Raw genomic sequence first — 20,933 nt, 5'->3', positions numbered from 1 at the left:
CTAAGTTTGGCAGTGGCAGGTGGTGGCGAGGCGGAGTTCGGGTTCGTCGTCGGGGACCACTCGCAGGGTGGGGCGGTTATCGGGGGCCTCGTGGTCGCCGTGCCAGGAGAACAGCGACCAGCGGGAGATGCCGGAGAAGGCCGAGCCGAGGCTGCCGATCGAGAACGACGAGATCACCGAGCCGAAGGACCCGACGGCGCCGATGGATAGCACCGAGCCCACGCTGCCGATCGAGAGTATCGAGTAGGCGGAACCGATGGACAGGATCGAGCCTTCCGAGCGGAAGGACAGGATCGATCGGTGCGAACGCCTACTCCGGATCGAACGACCCGGGTGGTTCGCGGAGCGGGACCGAAGCGAATTATCGACAGTCGCCATGGCTTTGGTCTACCACAGTCCTTCCCTGATGGCGCGCTATCGCGACGATTCATACGACGTGTCGACAGCAGCGAAGCCCGGTGGCCTGGACCAGGCCACCGGGCTTCGCAGCGAGACTCAAGCGACGGTGAAGAAGCCGAGCGTCGGTAGGAACGAGCAGGTCCGCGGGTCGGCGTCCTCGGCCTTGGTGGTCAGCGAACCCGAGACGACCGCGACGACCCGGCCCGAGCCGGTATTGACGATCGCCGAGAGGGTGGCCGGACCATCCGGGTTGATCTTCGCCTCGTCGGTCAGCGGCTGGATGCCGGACTGACGGGTGTCGAGGTTCAGCCACTGGACCGTCATCGGCGGATTCTGGTCCGGCGTCGGACCCTTGGTGCCGAGCGCGGTGAAGACGAATCCGGTCTGACCGGCCTGCGGTCCCGGCGGCGGCAGGGTGGCCGGGCCGGGGACGGCGAGTGCGGTGCCGACGGAATCGGCGCCGGGGCCGATGCAGCCCTTGCCGATGGTCGGGTAGAGGAACTGGGCGATGACCGGGCCACCCTGCGGGACCTCCGGGCCGCCGCCGCCACTGCCATCCAGGAAGGTGATGATCCGTTCCAGCGTGGACTTGATCTGCGGCGGCAGATTCAGCGTCGCCAGCAGTGCCCGCGCCTGATCGAGGATGGCGCTCTTCGGCGAATCCGCGGTCGGCTTGGCATCGGCGACCGGCTTGGCATCGGCCGGACCGGCGATGGCACCGACGATGGCCGGGGCCAATGCGGCGATCGTATCGATCGGGACGCCCTCGGGAACCATGGGAATGGTGTTCCTCGGTGCAACGGGCGCGGGGGCCGGTGCCGCGACTGCCGTCGACGGCGCGGCGAGCGAAGCGCTCGCTGCGATGGCGAGTGCGGACAACATGATCCGCGATCCTCGGGTGCGAAGCACTGGTCTAGCCGTCCTTAACCTCGGGTACATCACAGGAGCGATGCAAAAAGCCATCGTTTCGGGGTCACTCTAGGGACATGATCGCCATGTGTACAGCCGACGTGCCCCTAGTTCTGTTGTGGACGATCAGTGAATCAGACGCTAGCGCCGACTTGTGTTACCAGAGTGAAAGGTGATGCAAATGTTATCAGTGATTACTGGTAGGTAGGGGGCGCTGTGGCTACGCAAACTACCGCATCCCGGCCCCGTTGCGCGCGCGGTGTACCTGAGGCGCGGGTCGGCCCGGCCGCTCGCGCCGGAGTCCTGGGGATTGGTGGGATCTATCGAAACGGCGGTTAATGTAGTCACAGCCTCCAGCTCTCTGTCGCCGAATGCCCGAACCTCGCGGGATCAGGCCGACGACCCGGAACCGACTCGAAAGCCTGCGAATTGAACCGAAGCCTCCGATTGGCTGTACCGGTGCTCGGTCTGTCCGTGTTGGCCAGGCTGTTGTGGATGCTGCTGTCGAAGAACGGGATGAATCTCGTCGATCTGCACGTCTATGTCGATGGTTCGGCGGACCTGCTGACCGACCGGCTCTACGACTTCACCTACGCCGAGAAGACCCCGGACTTCCCGCTGCCGTTCACCTATCCGCCGTTCGCGGCGCTGGTGTTCTTCCCACTGCACTATCTGCCGTTCACGGTGATCGCGGTGCTCTGGCTGCTGGCCATCGTGGCCGCGCTCTATGTCGTGGTGTGGATCGCCTTCGAGTTGATCCTCGGCAAGGAGCGGATGCGCGATCCGCGCTGGCGCACCGCCGCCGTCTGGTGGACCGCGATCGGCATCTGGATGGAGCCGGTGCGGACCACGATCGACTACGGCCAGGTCAATGTGTTCCTGGTGCTCGGGGCCATGCTCGCGGTGCGCAGCTCGCGCTGGTGGCTATCCGGCGGGCTGATCGGCGTGATCGCGGGAATCAAACTGACGCCGGCTATTTCGGGTCTGTACTTCGTGGCCCGGCGGCGCTGGGGCGCCGCGCTCTGGTCGGCGGTGGTGTTCGGCGCGACGGTCGGGGTCAGCTTCCTGATCAACCACAAGGAGGCCAAGCGGTACTTCGGCACGCTGCTCGGCGACGCGGACCGGATCGGTCCGGTGGGTTCGGTCTGGAACCAATCGCTGCGCGGTGCGCTGAGCCGTCTGCTCGGCTATGACGTCCAATCCGGCCCGTGGTGGATGGCGGGCGTCGTGGTGGTCGCCGTCCTGGCCTTCTTCGCTTGGCGCGCACTGGGTCCCGACGACCGGCTGGGCACCCTGATCATCGTGCAGCTGTTCGGGCTGATGGTCTCGCCCATCTCGTGGTCGCATCACTTCGTGTGGCTACTGCCCACGGTGATGTGGCTGGTGTACGGGCCGCTGCGGCAGGCGCCCGGCGCGCGGATACTCGCTGGCTATTGGCTGGTCATTACGTTGGTCGGCGTGCCGTGGGTGCTGTCGTTCGCCCAGCCGTCGATCTGGGACATCTCGCGGCCCGGTGTGCTGTCCTGGCTCGGCACGGTCGACGTGCTCGGCGTGCTGGTGTTCTATGCCTGGGTGATCTGGTCCGGGCGCCTGGTCAATCGGATTGCGCCGCAAGCCGATCTATCTCGCGAGCCAGCGACACGTCCAGCGCGGTGAGTCCGCCCGAGTCGTGGGTCGACAGGGTGAAGCTCACCCGGCGCCAGCGGATATCGATATCGGGATGATGGTTCGCGGCCTCGGCGACTTCGGCGACCTGCCGCACGAGTTCGATGCCCGCCGGGAAGGTCTTGGCCTCGATGGTGCGGGTGATGGTGTCGCCGGAGTGGGTCCAGTCCGACAGCTGCGTCAAAGCTTCGGTGAGTTCTGCCTCAGTTAGTTTGGGAGCGCTCATAACCGAGTTGTACCCCGAGCACAGCGATTGCATCGCCGAATCGGCGAGGGTGCGGCGAAATCGTCGATTCAGGCGGCGCGGGCCTTCTTGAGCCCCTTCTTCAGTTCCTTACCGCAGCAACCGGCCGCTTCCAGGCGTTTCATCCGCATGATGACCACGGGGCACTTCAAGCAGCGCGTCTTCTTACGACAGCACTTCTTCTTCGGTTTCAGGCGCGCAACCTGCTTAGCCTTGACCTTGCCCATGGTTGGTTAGCATACCCTTAGCGGAACTCCTGGTCTGCGGTGCAACGGGATACCGGTACTGTGTAACTGGCCGCAATGCCCGGTGAGTATCGATTCTCCACCTGTTTGCAGGGTGCCTGGCGAGATCTTCAGGACCCGGAGGAGGAAGCCTGCGTAACCACGCAGGGTCTCGATCACGCCGAAATCGGATGCAGCCGGCATCTATACCAACAGCAGGAGGATTGAGGCGTGTCGTCTGCACGCGATTTTCGCAACGTCGCCATCGTGGCCCACGTCGACCACGGTAAGACGACGCTGGTCGACGCCATGCTGCGCCAGTCGGGCGCATTCGCCGAGCGAGCCGAGCTGGTCGACCGGGTGATGGACTCCGGTGACCTGGAGCGCGAGAAGGGCATCACCATTCTCGCCAAGAACACCGCGGTGCACCGGCACCACTCGGACGGTTCGGTCACCGTGATCAATGTCATCGACACCCCCGGCCACGCCGATTTCGGTGGTGAGGTCGAGCGCGGCCTGTCCATGGTCGACGGTGTCGTGCTGCTGGTCGACGCGTCCGAGGGGCCGCTGCCACAGACCCGTTTCGTGCTGCGCAAGGCGCTGGCCGCGAAGTTGCCGGTCATCCTGGTGGTGAACAAGACCGACCGCCCCGACGCCCGCATCGAAGAGGTCGTCGAGGAGAGCCACGATCTGCTGCTCGACCTCGCCTCCGACCTGGACGACGAGGCCGCCGAGGCCGCCGAACTCGCGCTGGACCTGCCGGTGCTCTACGCCTCGGGTCGCGAGGGCAAGGCCTCCAAGGAGCGTCCCGAGAACGGCAGCGCGCCGGACGCGGAGAACCTGGACGCGCTGTTCGACGTGCTGATGGAGAACATCCCGGCGCCCAAGGGCGATCCGACCGCACCGCTGCAGGCGCACGTCACCAACCTCGACGCCTCGGCCTTCCTCGGTCGTCTCGCGCTGGTCCGCATCTACAGCGGTGAGCTGCGCAAGGGACAGAACGTCTCGTGGATGCACGCCGACGGCATCAAGCAGGTCAAGATCACCGAGCTGTTGCAGACCATCGGCGTCGAGCGTCAGCCCGGTGAGGTCGCGGTCGCCGGTGACATCGTCGCCATCGCGGGCATTCCGGACATCATGATCGGTGACACACTCGCCGATCTCGACAATCCCGTCGCACTGCCGCGCATCACCGTCGACGAGCCCGCCATTTCGGTCACCATCGGCACCAACACCTCACCGCTGGTCGGCCGGGTGCAGGGCCACAAGCTGACCGCGCGCATGGTGAAGTCGCGCCTGGATTCCGAACTGGTCGGCAATGTGTCGCTGCGTGTGCTCGACATCGGCCGCCCGGACGCCTGGGAGGTGCAGGGCCGCGGTGAGCTGGCGCTGGCCATCCTGGTCGAGCAGATGCGCCGCGAGGGCTTCGAGCTGACCGTCGGCAAGCCGCAGGTGGTCACCAAGCAGGTCGACGGCAAGGTGCACGAGCCGTATGAAGAGCTGACCATCGACTGCCCCGACGAATACCTCGGCGCGATCACCCAGTTGCTGGCCGCCCGCAAGGGCAAGATGGTGCAGATGAACAACCACGCCGCCGGGTGGGTGCGGATGGAGTTCATCGTCCCGTCGCGCGGCCTGATCGGCTTCCGCACCGACTTCCTCACCGAAACCCGTGGCACCGGCATCGCCAACGCGGTCTCGCACGGCTACGCGCCGTGGGCCGGTGAGATCCGGGCCCGCCACACCGGGTCGCTGGTCTCCGACCGCGCCGGTTCGGTGACTCCGTTCGCGATGATCCAGCTGGCCGACCGCGGTCAGTTCTTCGTGGAGCCGGGTGCGGACACCTACGAGGGTCATGTCGTCGGCATCAACCCGCGCGCCGAGGATCTCGATATCAACGTCACCCGCGAGAAGAAGCTGACCAATATGCGCAGCTCGACCGCCGACGTGATGGAGACGCTGGCCAAGCCGCTGCAGCTCGACCTGGAGGCGGCGATGGAATTCTGCGCCGCCGACGAATGTGTCGAGGTCACACCGGAGATCGTCCGGGTGCGCAAGGTCATCCTCGGCGCCACCGAACGTGGGCGCGAGCTGTCGAGGCGGAAGGCTCGGGACCGGGCAGCGCTGTAAGGGCATGGGCCTCAACGGGCGCGGGCGTGGGGGAGCGCGGCGAGCGAACCGAATACACAGCGTTCAAGGTGGTCTACTCGGCCGAGCGACAGCGCGGCCAAGTAGAGTGCCGTTCGTGAGCTCGGGGGCGATACGACGCGCGACGATGCGCGCGATGCTGATCATGATGGCGGCCTCGACCACGGTGCTCGCCAGCTGCACCGCGAATCCGCCACCGCCGATCGAGAGCACCGACAGCCCCAAGACGACACCGGCCAAACCGGGTAAGAACACCGTCGTGGTGGCCATCGATGACATCGGAATCGGGTTCAATCCGCACCTGCGTTCCGATCAGTCACCGGCCACCGCTGCGGTGAGTTCGATGGTGTTGCCGAGCCCGTTCCGGCCGATACCGAATCCGGCATTGCCAGGCGCCACCGAGTGGGTGCCGGATACCGCGCTGGTGGTGTCGGCCGATGTCACGGCGCAGGAACCATTCACCATCACCTACACGCTGCGTAACCAGGCGAACTGGTCCGACGGCGCGCCGATCGCCGCGGAGGACTTCCGGTTCCTGTGGCAGCAGATGATCACTCAGCCGGGTGTCGTCGATCCGGCGGGCTATCGGCGCATTGCCGATGTCAGCTCCTCCGGCGGCGGTAAGACGGTCACCGTCACGATGACCGAGCCGTATCCGGCCTGGCGCGAGTTGTTCACGAATCTGCTGCCCTCGCATCTGATCAAGGACCAGCCGGGCGGTTTCGCCACCGGTCTGGTCGAGGGAGTTCAGGTGTCGGGCGGCAACTTCCGCATCAAGTCGACCGATCGCGGGCGCGACGAGATCCTGCTCGAACGCAACGATCGGTACTGGGGTACCCCCGCCGCACCGGATCAGATCCTGTTGCGCCGCGGCGGAACTCCCGCGCAGCTGGCTGATTCGCTGCGCACCGGTGATGCCCAGATGGCGCTGGTGCACGGCGGTGTCGCGACGCAGGCGCAGTTGGCGGCGATTCCTTCGGTGCGCACCGCGATCATGCCGCAATCGCGTGAGCTGCAGTTCGTCATCAACGCGCGTAGTGGCGATCTCAGCGATCCGCGGGTGCGGCGCGGGGTGACCGCGCTGATCGATCCGACCCTGCTCGCCACCGTCGCCGGGCAGACCGGCGGCTGGGTGGAGCCGGTGCGTGCGCAGATCCTGACGCCGTCGGATCCGGGTTACGCACCGACGGCGCCGCCGCGACCGTCCGCCGAGGAGGCGTTCGCGTTGCTCGGCGAGGCCGGTTACGGCCGTGCACCGGAGACGCCGCCGGTTCAGTCGCCGACCTCACCCGCGCCTCGGCCCCGTTCGATCGCGAAAAACGGTAAGGCGCTGGCGATTCGGATCGGCGCGGTGCAGGGCGATGCCACCGCGCTCGCGGTCGCCAATACCGCGGCGGACCAATTGCGCAGTGCCGGAGTCGATGCCAGCGTGCGCAGTCTGGCCGCGGATACGCTCTTCGGTAAGGAACTCACCGACGGCGGCGTCGACGCCATCGTCGGCTGGGAGGTCGCCGGATCGGATCCGGCCACCGTGCTCGCGTCTCGCTACGGCTGCCCGCCGGTGGAAGCCGGTACCAGCAACGGGAATTCGCAGACCGCCATCGAGGCGGCCAAGAAGGCGCCGAGCAATTTGTCGGGCGTCTGCGATCCCGGACTGCAGCCCTCGATCGATGCGGCATTGCGCGGTGTCGAGGTCGGCCGGGGGCTGGCCGACGCCGAGCCGCGGCTGTGGGCGCTGGCAACGGTGCTGCCGATCGTGCAGGACAACGTTGTCGCCGCATCCGGCCCGCGCGTCGACGGTGCGTCATTGAGCGGGGCCATCCAGGTGGGCATTTTCGGCGACGCGGCGATGTGGCGCAGGATTCCATGACGGGCGGACTACTACTGGTGCACGCTCACCCGGACGACGAGTCCATCACCACCGGGGGCACCATCGCGCACTATCGCCGCCGTGGCGTGCCGGTGACGGTGGTGACCTGCACCCTCGGCGAAGAGGGGGAGGTCATCGGCGACGAGTGGGCGCTGCTGACCGCCGAGCACGCCGATCAGCTGGGCGGATACCGGATATCGGAGCTGACCAAGGCGCTGGCCGCGCTGAAGGCCGGACCGCCGCGGTTCCTCGGCGGTGCGGGGCGCTGGCGCGATTCCGGCATGGCCGGCACCCCGGCAGCCGAGCATCCGCGAGCCTTCGTGCATTCCGGCGCCGCCGCGGTGGACGCGCTCACCGCGATCCTGCTGGAACTGCGGCCCGCGGTGGTGGTCGGCTACGACCCGCGCGGCGGCTACGGGCATCCGGACCATATTCGGGCGCACTGGGTTACCTCGGCGGCGGTGACCGCGGCGGCAGAGCAGGGCTGGGACACCCCGAAGTTCTATTGGACGGTCACCGACGCCGATATGCTGCGCCTGCACACCGAGGCGCTGGCCCGGCGGACCGTGGAGGGGCTGCCAGGGGCCTTGCCGCGCGGTTGGCGGCTGCCGGCCGCGGGGGAACTCGCGAGCGTGCCGAGTCATACGGTGACGACCACCATCGATGTGTCCGATTCGCTGGCCGCCAAGCGGGCGGCGCTGCGTGCGCATGCGACACAGGTGACCGTCGCGCAGTCGGGGCGTGAGTTCGCGCTGTCCAATAACGTTGCGCAGCCGGTACTTCCGGAGGAGCACTTCGTGCTGGTTCGTGGCACGCGCGGTCCGGTCGGGCCGGACGGACGCGAACACGACCTGTTCGCGGGCCTGTAGGACCTGAGCGTTCCTGGCCGTTGCCTGAGGGTTGCTGTCATGGCTGTTTCTGACGCCGGGTACCGTCTTTGTGATTTCGGACATCAATGTGGAGGCACAACGGTTTCATGACAGCGGTCGGCGACAGAGCTCACCTCAGCATCGAGGATCATGGGTACCACAAGAGTCTCAAACCGCGTCAGCTCCAGATGATCGCCATGGGCGGCGCCATCGGAACCGGTCTGTTCCTCGGTGCGGGCGGTCGTCTCGCGAGTGCGGGACCAGGACTTTTCCTGGTCTACGCGGTCTGCGGTGTATTCGTCTTCTTCATTCTGCGCGCGCTCGGCGAGCTGGTGCTGCACCGGCCGTCCTCCGGTTCGTTCGTCTCCTACGCTCGCGAATTCTTCGGTGAGAAGGCCGCATTCGTCGCCGGTTGGATGTACTTCCTGAACTGGTCGATGACCGGAATCGCCGACACCACCGCGATTGCTCAGTATTTCCACTACTGGGCCGGATTCACCCATATTCCGCAGTGGCTGCTCGCGCTCATCGCGCTGGTGATCGTGCTCGGGGTCAATCTGGTCTCGGTCAAATGGTTCGGCGAGATGGAGTTCTGGGCCGCGCTGGTGAAGGTGGCCGCGCTGAGCGCGTTCCTGATCATCGGTGCCGTATTCCTGATCGGCCGATTCACCGTTGCGGGCGCGGCGACCGGTCCGAGCGTCGTCGCCGATCACGGCGGACTGTTCCCGACCGGAATTCTGCCGCTGGTCGTGGTCACCTCCGGTGTCGTATTCGCCTATGCCGCCGTCGAATTGGTCGGCACCGCGGCGGGGGAGACGGAGAATCCGGCCAAGATCATGCCGCGCGCGATCAATTCGGTCATCCTGCGGATCGCGGTCTTCTACGTCGGCTCACTGGTACTGCTCGGACTGCTGCTGCCCTACACCAGCTACAAGTCCGGCGAGAGCCCGTTCGTCACCTTCTTCACCATGCTAGGCCTGCCGGGTATCGGCAGCATCATGAACGTCGTCGTGCTCACCGCCGCCTTCTCCAGCCTGAATGCCGGCCTGTACTCCACCGGGCGCATCCTGCGGTCGATGTCGATGAACGGCAGCGCGCCCAAGTTCACCGGGGTCATGGGCGGCAACGGCGTGCCGTATGGCGGCATCATGCTCACCAGCCTGATCGCGCTCTGCGGTATCGCGCTCAACGGCATCGTGCCCGAACGCGCCTTCGAGATCGTGTTGAATATGGCCTCGCTCGGCATCATCGCCTCCTGGGCCACCATCGTGCTGTGCCAGTTGCAGCTGTGGCGCTGGTGGAAGCGGGGCAAGCTGAAGCGACCGGAGTTCCGCATGTGGGGCGCGCCGTGGACCGGCCTGGTCACGCTGGCCTTCCTGTTCTTCGTGGTGGTGCTCACCGGCGTCGACTATCCGGTCGGCACCTGGACCGTCGCCTCGCTCGTGGTGATCATCCCGGCGCTGATCATCGGCTGGTTCGCCGCCCGCAAACGGGTCCTCGCGATCGCCCGGACGCGCAAGGGCTATACGGGGGAATTCCCCGTAGTCGCGAATATCCCCGTTGAAGGCGAGTGATCTCGGAATAGGGGGAATTCCCCGTAGTCACGAACATCCCCATTGAAGGTGAGTGATCTCGGAATAGACTCCGATCATGTACAACTGGGACCTGCAGAACGCCATCGCTGCCTTCGTGGACAGCCTGCGCCCTGGCGCGCAACAACAGCACGATCTCTATATGTCGGTGCTGTACGCGTTCGTCGATATGCAGAGCCATCTGCTCACCCTCCTCGGCTTCCCGCCGGTCGCGTGAGGATCGACTTCGAGAAGGCTGTGGACCGCACCTACGGCGCGCCCGAGACCCTCCCGTTGGGCCCGGTGATCATCGGTGTCCTCGTCCTGGACGCCCTGATCACCCTGGCCCTGGAAGTCCTCTACCTCCCGACCTACATCGGCACGGTCGCCTTCCCGCTGTCCGCGGTGCTGGCCGGTGTGGTGAACGTCCTGCTGGTCATGGGCGTCCGCTCGATAACCCATCGGGTAAGCGCCGCGCTGTTCCCCTTGGCCGCGTGGACCCTCGGCTTCCTCACCTGCTCGGTCTCCGGACCCGGCGGCGACATCATGCTCGGAAGCGATTGGCGCACCCTGCTTCTACTGTTCTGCGGACTGGTACCTCCGCTGCTCTACATCTATTTCCGAGCAAACGCAGGCTTGTTCAGCACCCGCTGAGTTTCAGCATCCGCGTCGGTCGAGGCGCATGGCGAGGCGATGACACCTTCGGTTGCCGCCGGGCCGGGCTGGTCGCAGCCGCGTGCCGATCAGCCCGGCCACAGCTGATTCAGCGTCTGCCGAGGCGGCCCGGCGTCGCTGATTCGATGAGGGCCCAGGCCTGTTCGAGCGGAATGTCGACAACGTGGTAGCGCTTCTTACCGGCCGCGGTGGCGGCCACCACGGTGGCGACACCGGAACGGCGCTGCCAAAACGATTGCCGGACAGTCCAGCCGATAATGCCGGGAGCCTCCAGGCAGTCGCGATCGCGGTCCAGCGAGCCGGAACGGGTGATCAGCCAGGCCGGGCTGGTTTCGGTCGCGGGGAGGACGGCGTGGCCGAGTCCGCGGTAGCGGTCCGCGGCCAGCGCGACGGCGATCGGCGTCACGATCGCGGGCAGCAGCCACCACCATGGTGAAAAGTCCGCTCCGGCAAGGGAAAAGATCAGCATTACGGCCGCGACAATGAGGATCGGGCTCAGCGCACGGGTGTATCGGCGGCGGCGCGCGACCGGACCGTGCGCGATCAACGGTGCGGTGCTCACCGTCGCGCTCTCCTGCTGCGCGCGCTCCGGCACACCGACGGGTCCGCGGTCCAGCGGTGCGGCCGCGGAAGAACTGACACCTCGGGGCACGAGCAATTCCGCGAGGGTGCGTTCGATGGCGGGGCGCGGTGCCTGCGGAAGGATCTTCTGACGGGGACTCTGCCCGGTCATAATGGCTTCCAGCTCGGCGGCGCCGGCCAAGCGCAGCAGCAGCGGCTCGTTGACGGTCGCGCCGCGCAAACGCGCCAGATCCAGGGTGATCTGCCGGGTCGTGAACAGGCCGTGGCGCAGGTGCAGCGTGCGATCGTCATCGAGCACCCGCAGCCCGAAATAGGTTGTCAGATAGCGGGTGCAGGCCGCGAGGCTGACGATCACCACGATCGCGATGAGCAGCAACGCGATGGCAACGGCGATCAAGGCGGCGCTGCCGTCCTCGATATTGTGTACGGCGTTCGAGCTGAACAGGACCTGGCCGACCCCGTACTGGAACGCGACACCGACAATGGGTGCGATGATCGCGAAACCGGTCAGCGACAGCGGCGCGTAACGGACCCAGCTCGCCTGCCAGTGGCCGATCTCACGGGCGTTCCCGAACGCATACTCCGGCAGACCTTTTCGGAGCGGATCCACTGCGGTTGGCAGCTGTTGTCCAGCGGGCGACACCTCGGCCGCGGTATGCGCGAGCAGGACCGCTCGCAACCGCGGCACCACATCGGCGTCCAACGCGTCCAACTTGAACTTCTCACCCGAATCCGCGTGCTGCCCAGTGCCTATCGCCAGCACCGCGAGTCCCAGCACCCGGTGCAGCAGATCGGCTTCGATATCCACCGACCGGATGCGCGACCGTGGCACCGAGAGTTTCTTGCGCTGAATCAACCCGGTCCGCAACTCCACATGCGTCGGCCCGACCCGGTAGGCGGTGGTGAACCAGCGCGTCAGCGCGAAGCCGACGATCAGCGCGAGCGCGATCAGACTCCACAGCGGGTTACCGGTATTGGTCCCCAGGATCACCGACCCGATCAGCACCGGGATGAACCTCACCACCTCGGTAATGGGGTGTACCAGCAACATTCGCTTATCCAGCCGCAACCACGGCTGATCCGCCTCCGGCGCGAGCTCACCGGCGCTCGGCTCCGGCGCGAGCTCGCTCATGCCTCCACCTCGCCGGCGCTCGGCTCCGGCACGAGCGAGTGCTCGGCTGTGTTGATTGTTCGCTCGCTGCGCTCACTCATGTCGCATCCCCCCGGTGCTGCGCGGCGATCCCGGTCAACCGCGTGACCGTCTGCTCGGCGACCGGCAGATCGAGTGCTGGGATTCGCACCGCTCCGGCCGACGATGCTGTCGTCACGGTCACCGTCGCCAGTCCGAGCAACCGCTCCAACGGTCCGCGCTCGGTATCGACGGTCTGCACCCTGGAGATCGGCGCCACCCGGCTCTCCACCGCCAACCACCCGACCCGGGTGTACACCGCCTCATCGGTCACCTCCCACCGATGCACCGCGTACCGCCACAGCGGCACCACCCCGATGCTCAGCACCGCGAGCACCACCGCAACCGCGAGCACGACCGACTGCGCACCCCGATGCCCGGTGTCGACGACAGCCCAGACGATCAGCGCCACGAAGGGAACCACCCACCCCACCGCGGCCTGGATAGTCCACAACAGCTTGGCCTTGGTGCTCGGACGCCAGGCCGGATCGGCCATGATCGAGCGCGACTGCGTCATGTCTGCCATCGTCGCACGCGCCGAATGACGCGACCAGGAACCATCGAATCGCCACCGCCTGGCGGACCGCTGCCGAGGCGATCATCGAGCGCCGCGAAAACGCCCCGGCCTGCGCGGGAATACTTTGACCCGCGAAGTCGGAATAGTGCGCGCGAGCCCGGAGTTGGCAACGGTCACAAGCACTGGAGGGAGACAGCCCAGGATGTGTAGCGCATGATCGAGGGCGTGACCGAGCTAGCGACCCCGAGCGTCCCGCCTGCACCGCCAACGCCATCGGCTATGCGCCGTGCGCTGCGGCGGGCCCGCGACGGCGTGACACTGAACGTGGACGAGGCGGCCGTACTGCTGCACGCGCGCGGCGACGACCTCGTCGACCTGTCGCGCAGCGCCGCCCGGGTGCGTGATGCCGGACTGGAATCGGCCGGACGGCCGAAGACCATCAGTTATTCGCGCAATGTCTTCATCCCGCTGACCAAGCTGTGCCGGGACAAATGCCACTACTGCACCTTCGTCACGGTGCCCGGCAAGTTGCGCGCCGAGGGCAAGGGCATGTTCCTGGAGCCCGACGAGGTCCTCGATATCGCGCGTCGCGGTGCGGCGCTCGGCTGCAAGGAGGCGCTGTTCACCCTCGGTGACCGGCCCGAGGACCGCTGGCCCGAGGCCGCGCAGTGGCTCGACGAACGCGGCTACGACTCCACACTGGACTACCTGCGCGCCGTCTCGATCATGGTGCTCGAGGAGACCGGCCTGCTGCCGCATCTGAATCCGGGCGTCATGAGCTGGGAGGAGATCTCCCGGCTCAAGCCGGTGGCGCAGTCCATGGGCATGATGCTCGAGACCACCGCCACCCGGCTGTTCACCGAGAAGGGCAACTGCCACTACGGAAGTCCGGACAAGGATCCGGCGGTCCGGCTGCGCGCCATCACCGACGCGGGTCGGCTTTCGGTGCCCTACACCACCGGCATTCTGGTCGGCATCGGCGAGACGCTGACCGAACGCGCCGAGTCGATCATGGCGATCCGCAAGCAGCACAAGGCATTCGGGCATATCCAGGAAGTGATCATCCAGAACTTCCGCGCCAAGGACGACACCGCCATGCGCGATGTCCCCGACGCCGGCATGGCGGAGTTCCGTGCCACCATCGCGGTCACCCGGCTGCTGCTCGGACCCGATGTGCCGGTGCAGGCGCCGCCGAATCTGGTGTCGCACGAGGAATGTCGCGCGCTGATCGATGCGGGCATCGATGACTGGGGCGGCGTGTCGCCGGTCACCCCCGACCATGTGAATCCGGAACGGCCCTGGCCGAACCTGGATACGCTGCGCGAGATCACCGAGGCCGCGGGCTATCGGCTCGTCGAACGCACCTCCGCGCACCCGAAATACGTGCGCGCGGGCAACCCGTGGGTCGATCCGCGCATCGGCGCGCACGTCGCGGCGCTCACCGATCCGAAGACCGGTCTGGCGAATCCGGATGCGATTCCGGTGGGTCTGCCGTGGCAGGAACCGGACGAGTCGTGGGAGTCGGCGGGGCGCGTCGACCTGAACACCTCGATCGATACCGAGGGCCGAAATACCGAGAGCCGCAGTGATTCCGCGCTCGGCCAGGATGTCGTCGGGGCCTTCGGCGATTGGGACACCATTCGCGAGCAGGCCCGCGATCTCGCCGTCGCGGCGCCCGAGCGACTCGATTCCGATGTGCTCGCCGCGCTGCGGGCCGCCGAGAACGATCCGGCCGGCCTCACCGACGCCGAATACCTCGCACTGGCAACGGCCGAGGGGCCCGCGCTGGAAGCGTTGGCCGCGCTCGCCGATCAGCTGCGCCGCGATGTCAATGGCGACGACGTCACCTACGTGGTGAACCGCAATATCAACTTCACCAATATCTGCTACACCGGCTGCCGCTTCTGCGCCTTCGCCCAGCGCAAGGGCGATGCCGACGCATTCACCCTGAGCATGGACGAGGTCGCCGACCGCGCCTGGGAGGCGCACGTCGACGGCGCGACCGAAATCTGCATGCAGGGCGGCATCGACCCGGACCTGCCGGTCACCGGTTACGCCGATCTGGTGCGCGCGATCAAGCAGCGGGTGCCGTCGATGCATGTGCACGCGTTCAGCCCGATGGAGATCGTGAACGGCGCCTCGCGCGGCGGGCAGAGTATCCGCGACTGGCTGGTCGCGTTGAAGGAAGCCGGGCTGGACACGATTCCCGGCACGGCCGCGGAGATCCTCGACGACGAGGTCCGCTGGGTGCTCACCAAGGGCAAACTGCCGACCTCCGCGTGGGTCGAGGTGATCACCACCGCACATCAGGTCGGCCTGCGTTCGAGTTCCACGATGATGTACGGCCACGTCGACAACCCGAAGCACTGGGTCGGCCATCTGCGGGTGCTGCGCGGAATCCAGGACGAGACAGGCGGTTTCACCGAATTCGTGCTGCTGCCGTTCGTCCATCAGAGCGCACCGCTGTACCTGGCGGGCGCGGCGCGACCCGGCCCGACCATCCGGGACAACCGCGCGGCCCACGCCCTCGCGCGGATCATGTTGCACGGCCGCATCGATAACATCCAGACCAGCTGGGTGAAACTCGGCACGGCGGGCACCCGCATGATGCTCAACGGCGGCGCCAACGACCTCGGCGGTACCTTGATGGAAGAGACCATCTCCCGCATGGCCGGATCGCAGCACGGCTCCGCCAAGACCGTCGCGGAACTCGCCGAGATCGCCGAGGGCATCGGCCGTCCGGTGCGCGAACGCACCACCGCCTACGGGGTACCACCTCGGAGGATTTCCGCGGCCTTGCCACTGTCGGTAGGTTAGCGGTATCGGATGGGTACCAGACTCCCGGTCGTCGCGCTCGGACTATTTGTAATGACGCGGATGCCAGGGGTGTTTCGTATCCACCGAGGGGCATGCGGGACAAAGTTAGTTAGGGCAGGCTGACCCGGAGTAACCTGGGCTGCCGGGATAGTGTGACGCTGGGCGGACTATCCCCGTGAGGACAGACTAGGAGAGCGGCAGTGCCGTACATCATCGCTGAACCGTGCGTTGACGTGAAGGACAAGGCATGCATCGAAGAATGCCCCGTGGACTGCATCTACGAGGGTGGTCGCATGCTGTACATCCATCCCGACGAGTGCGTGGACTGTGGTGCATGTGAGCCGGTGTGCCCGGTAGAGGCGATCTTCTACGAAGACGACACCCCGGACCAGTGGAGCGGATACGTGAACGCCAATGTCGACTTCTTCGACGAGCTGGGTTCGCCCGGCGGTGCGACGAAGGTCGGCAAGGTGGATTACGACCCGCCGTTCATCAAAGAGCTTCCGCCGATGGCGACTGAATGAGTTCTGTGTCACCGCGTCGCCGGGTCAGCGCGCTGCTGCCCGATTTCCCCTGGGACACCATTTCGGCGGTGAAAGCAAAGGCCGCCGCGCACCCGGACGGGATCGTCGACCTTTCGGTCGGCACCCCGGTCGATCCGGTGGACCCGCTGATCCGCGCGGCGTTGAGCTCGGTCGCTGATGTGCCCGGTTATCCGACCACACACGGCACGCCCGAGTTGCGGATCGCGGCGGTCGACGCGCTGAAGCGGCGCTACGGGATCACGGGTCTGGATCCGGCCGCGGCATTGCCGGTGATCGGCACCAAGGAGCTGATCGCCGGCCTGCCCCGGCTGCTCGGGCTCGGCGCGGATGATCTGGTCGTCATCCCGGAGGTCGCCTACCCGACCTACGAGGTGGGTGCGCTGCTGGCCGGTGCGAAGGTGGCGCGGGCGGACGGGTTGACTCAGCTGGGTCCGCAATCGCCTGCCCTTATCTATGTGAACTCACCGTCGAACCCGACGGGCAAGGTGCTCGGTGTCGAGCATCTGCGCAAGGTGGTGCAGTTCGCGCGTGAGCGCGGCGCGATCGTCGCCTCCGATGAGTGCTACCTGGGCCTCTCCTGGGAGGGGCGCGCCGTCTCCATCCTCGATCCCGAGGTATGCGACGGCGACCACACAAACCTGCTCGCGGTGCACTCGCTGTCGAAGACCTCCAACCTGGCCAGCTACAGAGCCGGTTTCGTAGTGGGCGATGCGGAGCTCGTCGCCGAGCTCCTCGAGGTGCGCAAGCACTCCGGAATGATGGTTCCGTTCCCGATCCAGGCCGCGATGACCGCCGCACTCGGAGATGACGCCCACGAGGCGCAGCAGAAGGAGCGCTACCGCGCGCGGCGCGAGGTGCTGCGAAAGGCCTTGCAGCACGCCGGTTTCAGCATCGATCACTCCGAAGCCGGCCTCTACTTGTGGTCCACTCGGGGCGAGTCGTGCCGCACCACCCTGGACTGGCTGGCCGAACGCGGAATTCTCGCAGCACCCGGCGACTTCTACGGTCCAGGCTCGGGCGAGCACGTGCGTATCGCACTCACCGCCACCGACGAGCGCGTCGCGGCCGCGGCGCAACGCCTGAGCTGAGTCCCGCCGACACGGCTCGGGTCGCGCCCGGCGATCCGGAAACGGCGTTAGCCTTGGAGTATGGACTCTGTCACGGTAGTCCCTATCCCCGGAAATGAGCCGGTGCATTCCTACGCACCGGGTAGTCGTGAGCGGGAACTGCTAATAGCCAAGCTCAATGAGCTCGCCGCCGAATCCATCGACATTCCGCTTGTCATCGGCGGTAAACACCGGCCGGGCATCGGGGCTCGCCACGATATCGTCGCGCCGCATCGGCATCGGCACGTGCTCGGCACCTACACCGATACCACCCACTCGGAGGCCCACGGCGCCATCGAGGCCGCGATCGCGGCCGCGCCCGGCTGGCGGACCATGCCCTTCGACGAGCGCGCGGCCATCTTCCTCCGTGCGGCCGATCTGCTGGCCGGACCTTGGCGCGAGACCGTCGCCGCCGCCACCATGCTCGGCCAATCCAAGACGGTCCAGCAGGCCGAGATCGACGCACCATGCGAATTGGTCGACTTCTGGCGCTTCAATGTGGCATTCGCGTGCCAGATCCTGGAGCAGCAGCCGCGGTCGAGCGCCGGGGTGTGGAACCAGATGGACTACCGCCCACTGGAGGGGTTCGTCTATGCGATCACGCCGTTCAACTTCACCGCGATCGCCGGCAATCTGCCCACCGCGCCCGCACTGATGGGCAATACCGTGGTGTGGAAACCCTCTCCCACCCAGACGCTCTCGGCGTTCTTCACGATGCGGCTGCTGGAGGCGGCCGGACTGCCGCCCGGTGTCATCAATATGGTGACCGGCGATGGAGTCGAACTGTCGGAGGTCGCGCTCGTCGATCCGCGATTGGCGGGTATCCATTTCACCGGATCCACCAAGACATTTCAGTTCCTGTGGTCCCAGGTGGGCGCGAATATCGGCCGATACCATTCGTATCCGCGGTTAGTCGGTGAGACCGGCGGCAAGGACTTCATCGTCGCACATCCCTCCGCCGATCCGGATGCCTTGCGCACCGCGCTGATTCGCGGCGCCTACGAATATCAGGGTCAGAAGTGCTCGGCGGCTTCGCGCGCCTATATCGCGCGCTCGGTATGGCGCACTATCGGTGACGATTTCCTCCAGTTGACCAGGGAACTCAGCTACGGCGATATCGCCGATCTGACGAATTTCGGTGGGGCGCTGATCGATCGGCGCGCCTACGACAAGAACGTGGCCGCGATCGAACGGGCCAGGTCGGCGGGTATCGCCATTCCGGCGGGCGGCGAATACGACGACAGCGAGGGCTGGTTCGTGCGGCCGACGGTGCTGGTGGTGGACGATCCGCACGACGACGCCTTCGCCACCGAGTACTTCGGCCCCATCCTCGCGGTGCACGTCTACGACGATGCCGAACCCGGCTCCTACGCAGCGGTGTTGGCCGAGGTGGAATCGGCCGCGCCGTACGCACTGACCGGCGCGGTCTTCGCCCAGGATCGCAAGGCCATCGAACAGGCCTCGGCCGCACTGCGATTCGCCGCGGGCAACTTCTACGTCAACGATAAGCCGACCGGCGCGGTGGTCGGACAGCAGCCCTTCGGCGGTGCGCGTGCCTCGGGCACCGACGACAAGGCGGGCTCACCGCTGAACCTGCTGCGCTGGGTCGCGCCACGCACGATCAAGGAGACCTTCGTGCCGCCGGGTGATCACCGGTATCCGCACATGGAGTCGGAATGAATCCACTGCGGCCGGTCATTCTGGCGGCGGCCGATTCACCGCGGCTGAAGCGGATGATCACCGGAACTCCGATCACCGCCGATATCGTCCGGCGCTTCGTGGCCGGGGAGGACCGGGACGAGTTGATCCCGGTAGTGCGGGAACTACTGGCGAGCCGTCGGCTGATCAGCGTCGACTTTCTCGGGGAGAACACCACCGACCGAGCGCAAGCCGATGCCACGGTGGCCGAATACCTTTCGCTGATCAACGATTTGGCGGCATTGGGCGGATCCGCCGATGCCGCGGCGCGCACCGAGGTGTCGGTGAAACTGTCCGCGCTCGGTCAGGCGCTGCCCGCGGACGGTCCCGCGATCGCCACCGAGAACCTGCACATCCTGTGCACCAAGGCGGGCCAGGCCGGGGTGTGGGTCACCGTCGACGCCGAGGACCACAGCACCACCGATGCCACGCTGGCCACGATTCGCCAGCTGCGCGCCGAATTCCCTTGGCTCGGTGCGGTATTGCAGGCCTATCTGCATCGCACCGTGGCGGACTGCGGGGAGCTGTCCGGTGCCGGATCCCGAATCCGCCTGTGCAAGGGCGCCTATCGGGAACCGCACACCGTCGCCTACCAGCGCTCCGCCGAGGTGACCGACTCCTACCTGCGCTGTCTCGAGACCTTGATGCGCGGCGACGGCTACCCGATGGTGGCCACCCACGATCCGGTGCTCATCCGCGCCGCCGAGCAGCTGGCCGTCGAAACCGGCCGTGGCCCAGGGCAATTCGAACACCAGATGCTCTACGGTATCCGCGATGCCGAACAGTTGCGGCTGGCCGCGGGCAGCACCATGCGGGTGTATGTGCCCTATGGCGGCCAGTGGTACGGCTACCTCACCCGCCGTTTGGCCGAGCGCCCGGCCAACCTCACGTTCTTTCTGCGCGCACTGGTCAGCAAGTCCTAGGGGGATGGCAGCCGGCGGAGCCGGCGGGGTGGGTGAGCTCAGACCAGCGGCTTGCCGAGCCGATGCCGCCTGCGCATATCCCACAGGCAGAGATTCATCGGAAATAGCCTGGCCTGCTTCGGAAGTCGGCGGTGCACAGCGCCGATCGCGCGCAGCATTCCGTTCGCGAAGCGCTCCTGACGCGCGCTCCAGCTCATGCGCATCTCGGCGCGCAGGTGCGGCGGCAGCAGGCTGGTCACGAGGAACCGCTGCAGCGGGGCGAGTACGCGCACCGGCAGGGCGACCATCTTCAGGTCGATGAGATCGTTGAAGTACTCGCGGGTGCGGGCGTCGACGGTCTTGGTGGCCAGAGTGGTATTCCAGTACTCCTGGAAGGCCTTTCGGTCGGCGGGCCACATCTCCGGACGCATCTGCAGGGTGGTGCCGAGCCGTGCGGCGTACTGGTAGAGCACGTCCGCGGTGTCCTCGTCCATCGGACCGTGCAGCCGCTCCTCCAAATCGACTAAGCCCCAATACAAGCAGGCGGCAACCCACAGTTGCAGCTTCGGGTCGAAGGCGTTGTACTTGACCGGGCTGCCCGGCTCGGAATGCACCGCGCGATGCGAGCCGTTGACGGCCTCGCGGTAGATCGCGCGGTCCTGCTCGGTGCCCATCAGCGCCACCGCGAGATAGGTCAGCGTGGTGCGCGTCCGCTTCCACGGGTGCACATCGATCCGGCCGGATTCGACGGTGCTGTCCATGACACCGTAGGCGACGGGCCGCAGGCTCAGCTGCATGATGACGTTCGCCGTCCCGCCGAGGAAGGCCGCGACGCCGCTCCAGAACTCGTCCATGGCGAAGTCGTCGACGGTGCCGTATCGGCAGGTCGGTACCGGTTCGTGCGGCTCTGCGGGTAGCGGCAAGGTCATCGTTGGCCTCGTCTTTCAGGGTTATCAGCGTCGAACGAAAAGGTGATGAGAAGAATTTATATCAACCTTCTCAT

General features: G+C 66.5%; 19 protein-coding genes. 12 read left to right on the top strand and 7 right to left on the bottom strand.

Features of this window, described 5'->3' with window-relative positions:
* Together ACHQ4I_RS14605 and ACHQ4I_RS14600 are read right to left on the bottom strand one after the other, a co-directional pair.
* The gene (locus ACHQ4I_RS14605; protein ID WP_420772240.1) at positions 1-378 is read right to left on the bottom strand and encodes a hypothetical protein; all 378 of its coding nucleotides are present in this window, start codon (positions 376-378) and stop codon (positions 1-3) included.
* A 117-nt stretch (positions 379-495) separates the two neighbouring features.
* Positions 496-1,281 (bottom strand): Rv1157c family protein, encoded by a 786-nt coding sequence (locus ACHQ4I_RS14600; RefSeq protein ID WP_420772239.1) that lies wholly within the window; start codon positions 1,279-1,281, stop codon positions 496-498.
* Positions 1,282-1,737: 456 nt separating this feature from the next.
* Between ACHQ4I_RS14600 and ACHQ4I_RS14595 the strand changes: the two genes are divergently transcribed.
* On the top strand, positions 1,738-2,964 hold the full coding sequence (locus ACHQ4I_RS14595; RefSeq protein WP_420772238.1) for a mannosyltransferase: 1,227 nt from the start codon (positions 1,738-1,740) through the stop codon (positions 2,962-2,964).
* Here ACHQ4I_RS14595 and ACHQ4I_RS14590 read toward each other — a convergent pair.
* Together ACHQ4I_RS14590 and ACHQ4I_RS14585 are read right to left on the bottom strand one after the other, a co-directional pair.
* Entirely contained in the window at positions 2,903-3,199 is a 297-nt protein-coding gene (locus ACHQ4I_RS14590) for a 4a-hydroxytetrahydrobiopterin dehydratase (protein ID WP_420772237.1), read from the bottom strand. The two genes, ACHQ4I_RS14595 and ACHQ4I_RS14590, sit on opposite strands and share 62 nt — an antisense overlap.
* 68 nt (positions 3,200-3,267) lie before the next feature.
* Positions 3,268-3,444 carry a hypothetical protein gene (locus tag ACHQ4I_RS14585; RefSeq protein ID WP_420772236.1) on the bottom strand — a complete coding sequence of 59 codons (177 nt, stop codon included), beginning with the start codon at positions 3,442-3,444 and terminating at the stop codon, positions 3,268-3,270.
* A gap of 228 nt (positions 3,445-3,672) precedes the next feature.
* Here ACHQ4I_RS14585 and typA point away from each other — a divergent pair, with 228 nt between their 5' ends.
* The 6 genes from typA to ACHQ4I_RS14555 all read left to right on the top strand — a co-directional run bounded on the left by typA (position 3,673) and on the right by ACHQ4I_RS14555 (position 10,553).
* A complete protein-coding gene (typA, locus tag ACHQ4I_RS14580; protein WP_420772235.1) occupies positions 3,673-5,571 on the top strand; it encodes a translational GTPase TypA in 1,899 nt (632 codons plus the stop codon).
* A 145-nt stretch (positions 5,572-5,716) separates the two neighbouring features.
* Positions 5,717-7,459 (top strand): ABC transporter family substrate-binding protein, encoded by a 1,743-nt coding sequence (locus tag ACHQ4I_RS14575; RefSeq protein WP_420772699.1) that lies wholly within the window; start codon positions 5,717-5,719, stop codon positions 7,457-7,459.
* Complete coding sequence (gene mshB, locus ACHQ4I_RS14570) at positions 7,456-8,328, top strand: N-acetyl-1-D-myo-inositol-2-amino-2-deoxy-alpha-D-glucopyranoside deacetylase (protein WP_420772234.1); 873 nt, start codon at positions 7,456-7,458, stop codon at positions 8,326-8,328. Before ACHQ4I_RS14575 ends, mshB begins: the two co-directional genes overlap by 4 nt.
* A gap of 107 nt (positions 8,329-8,435) precedes the next feature.
* Positions 8,436-9,902: an amino acid permease gene (locus ACHQ4I_RS14565; protein ID WP_420772233.1), complete on the top strand. Its 1,467-nt coding sequence runs from the start codon at positions 8,436-8,438 to the stop codon at positions 9,900-9,902.
* Between the two features lie 76 nt (positions 9,903-9,978).
* Entirely contained in the window at positions 9,979-10,137 is a 159-nt protein-coding gene (locus tag ACHQ4I_RS14560) for a hypothetical protein (RefSeq protein ID WP_169338103.1), read from the top strand.
* Positions 10,134-10,553, top strand: a complete 420-nt coding sequence (locus ACHQ4I_RS14555) for a hypothetical protein (protein WP_420772232.1) — start codon at positions 10,134-10,136, stop codon at positions 10,551-10,553. Before ACHQ4I_RS14560 ends, ACHQ4I_RS14555 begins: the two co-directional genes overlap by 4 nt.
* Positions 10,554-10,662: 109 nt before the next feature.
* Here the strand turns inward: ACHQ4I_RS14555 and ACHQ4I_RS14550 are convergent, their stop codons facing one another.
* Both ACHQ4I_RS14550 and ACHQ4I_RS14545 read right to left on the bottom strand, forming a co-directional pair.
* Entirely contained in the window at positions 10,663-12,288 is a 1,626-nt protein-coding gene (locus ACHQ4I_RS14550) for a PH domain-containing protein (protein ID WP_420772231.1), read from the bottom strand.
* 76 nt (positions 12,289-12,364) lie between these two features.
* The gene (locus tag ACHQ4I_RS14545; RefSeq protein WP_420772230.1) at positions 12,365-12,862 is read right to left on the bottom strand and encodes a PH domain-containing protein; all 498 of its coding nucleotides are present in this window, start codon (positions 12,860-12,862) and stop codon (positions 12,365-12,367) included.
* Between the two features lie 213 nt (positions 12,863-13,075).
* Between ACHQ4I_RS14545 and ACHQ4I_RS14540 the strand changes: the two genes are divergently transcribed.
* From ACHQ4I_RS14540 to ACHQ4I_RS14520, 5 genes are all read left to right on the top strand, one after another.
* On the top strand, positions 13,076-15,679 hold the full coding sequence (locus tag ACHQ4I_RS14540; protein ID WP_420772229.1) for a bifunctional FO biosynthesis protein CofGH: 2,604 nt from the start codon (positions 13,076-13,078) through the stop codon (positions 15,677-15,679).
* Between the two features lie 200 nt (positions 15,680-15,879).
* Positions 15,880-16,203 carry a ferredoxin gene (fdxA, locus tag ACHQ4I_RS14535; protein WP_040695137.1) on the top strand — a complete coding sequence of 108 codons (324 nt, stop codon included), beginning with the start codon at positions 15,880-15,882 and terminating at the stop codon, positions 16,201-16,203.
* On the top strand, positions 16,200-17,312 hold the full coding sequence (gene dapC / locus ACHQ4I_RS14530) for a succinyldiaminopimelate transaminase (protein WP_420772228.1): 1,113 nt from the start codon (positions 16,200-16,202) through the stop codon (positions 17,310-17,312). Before fdxA ends, dapC begins: the two co-directional genes overlap by 4 nt.
* Positions 17,313-17,372: 60 nt before the next feature.
* Positions 17,373-19,010: an L-glutamate gamma-semialdehyde dehydrogenase gene (gene pruA / locus ACHQ4I_RS14525; protein WP_420772227.1), complete on the top strand. Its 1,638-nt coding sequence runs from the start codon at positions 17,373-17,375 to the stop codon at positions 19,008-19,010.
* Positions 19,007-19,951 carry a proline dehydrogenase family protein gene (locus tag ACHQ4I_RS14520; protein WP_420772226.1) on the top strand — a complete coding sequence of 315 codons (945 nt, stop codon included), beginning with the start codon at positions 19,007-19,009 and terminating at the stop codon, positions 19,949-19,951. Before pruA ends, ACHQ4I_RS14520 begins: the two co-directional genes overlap by 4 nt.
* Positions 19,952-19,989: 38 nt before the next feature.
* On the opposite strand, the gene ACHQ4I_RS14515 is transcribed toward ACHQ4I_RS14520, so the two are convergent.
* The gene (locus ACHQ4I_RS14515) at positions 19,990-20,859 is read right to left on the bottom strand and encodes an oxygenase MpaB family protein (protein WP_420772225.1); all 870 of its coding nucleotides are present in this window, start codon (positions 20,857-20,859) and stop codon (positions 19,990-19,992) included.
* Positions 20,860-20,933: the final 74 nt, after the last annotated feature.

Origin of the sequence: Nocardia nepalensis, assembly GCF_048910785.1 — a bacterium.
GTDB classification, from domain to species: Bacteria; Actinomycetota; Actinomycetes; order Mycobacteriales; family Mycobacteriaceae; genus Nocardia; species Nocardia nepalensis.
This window is presented reverse-complemented; position numbering and strand designations above follow the sequence as displayed.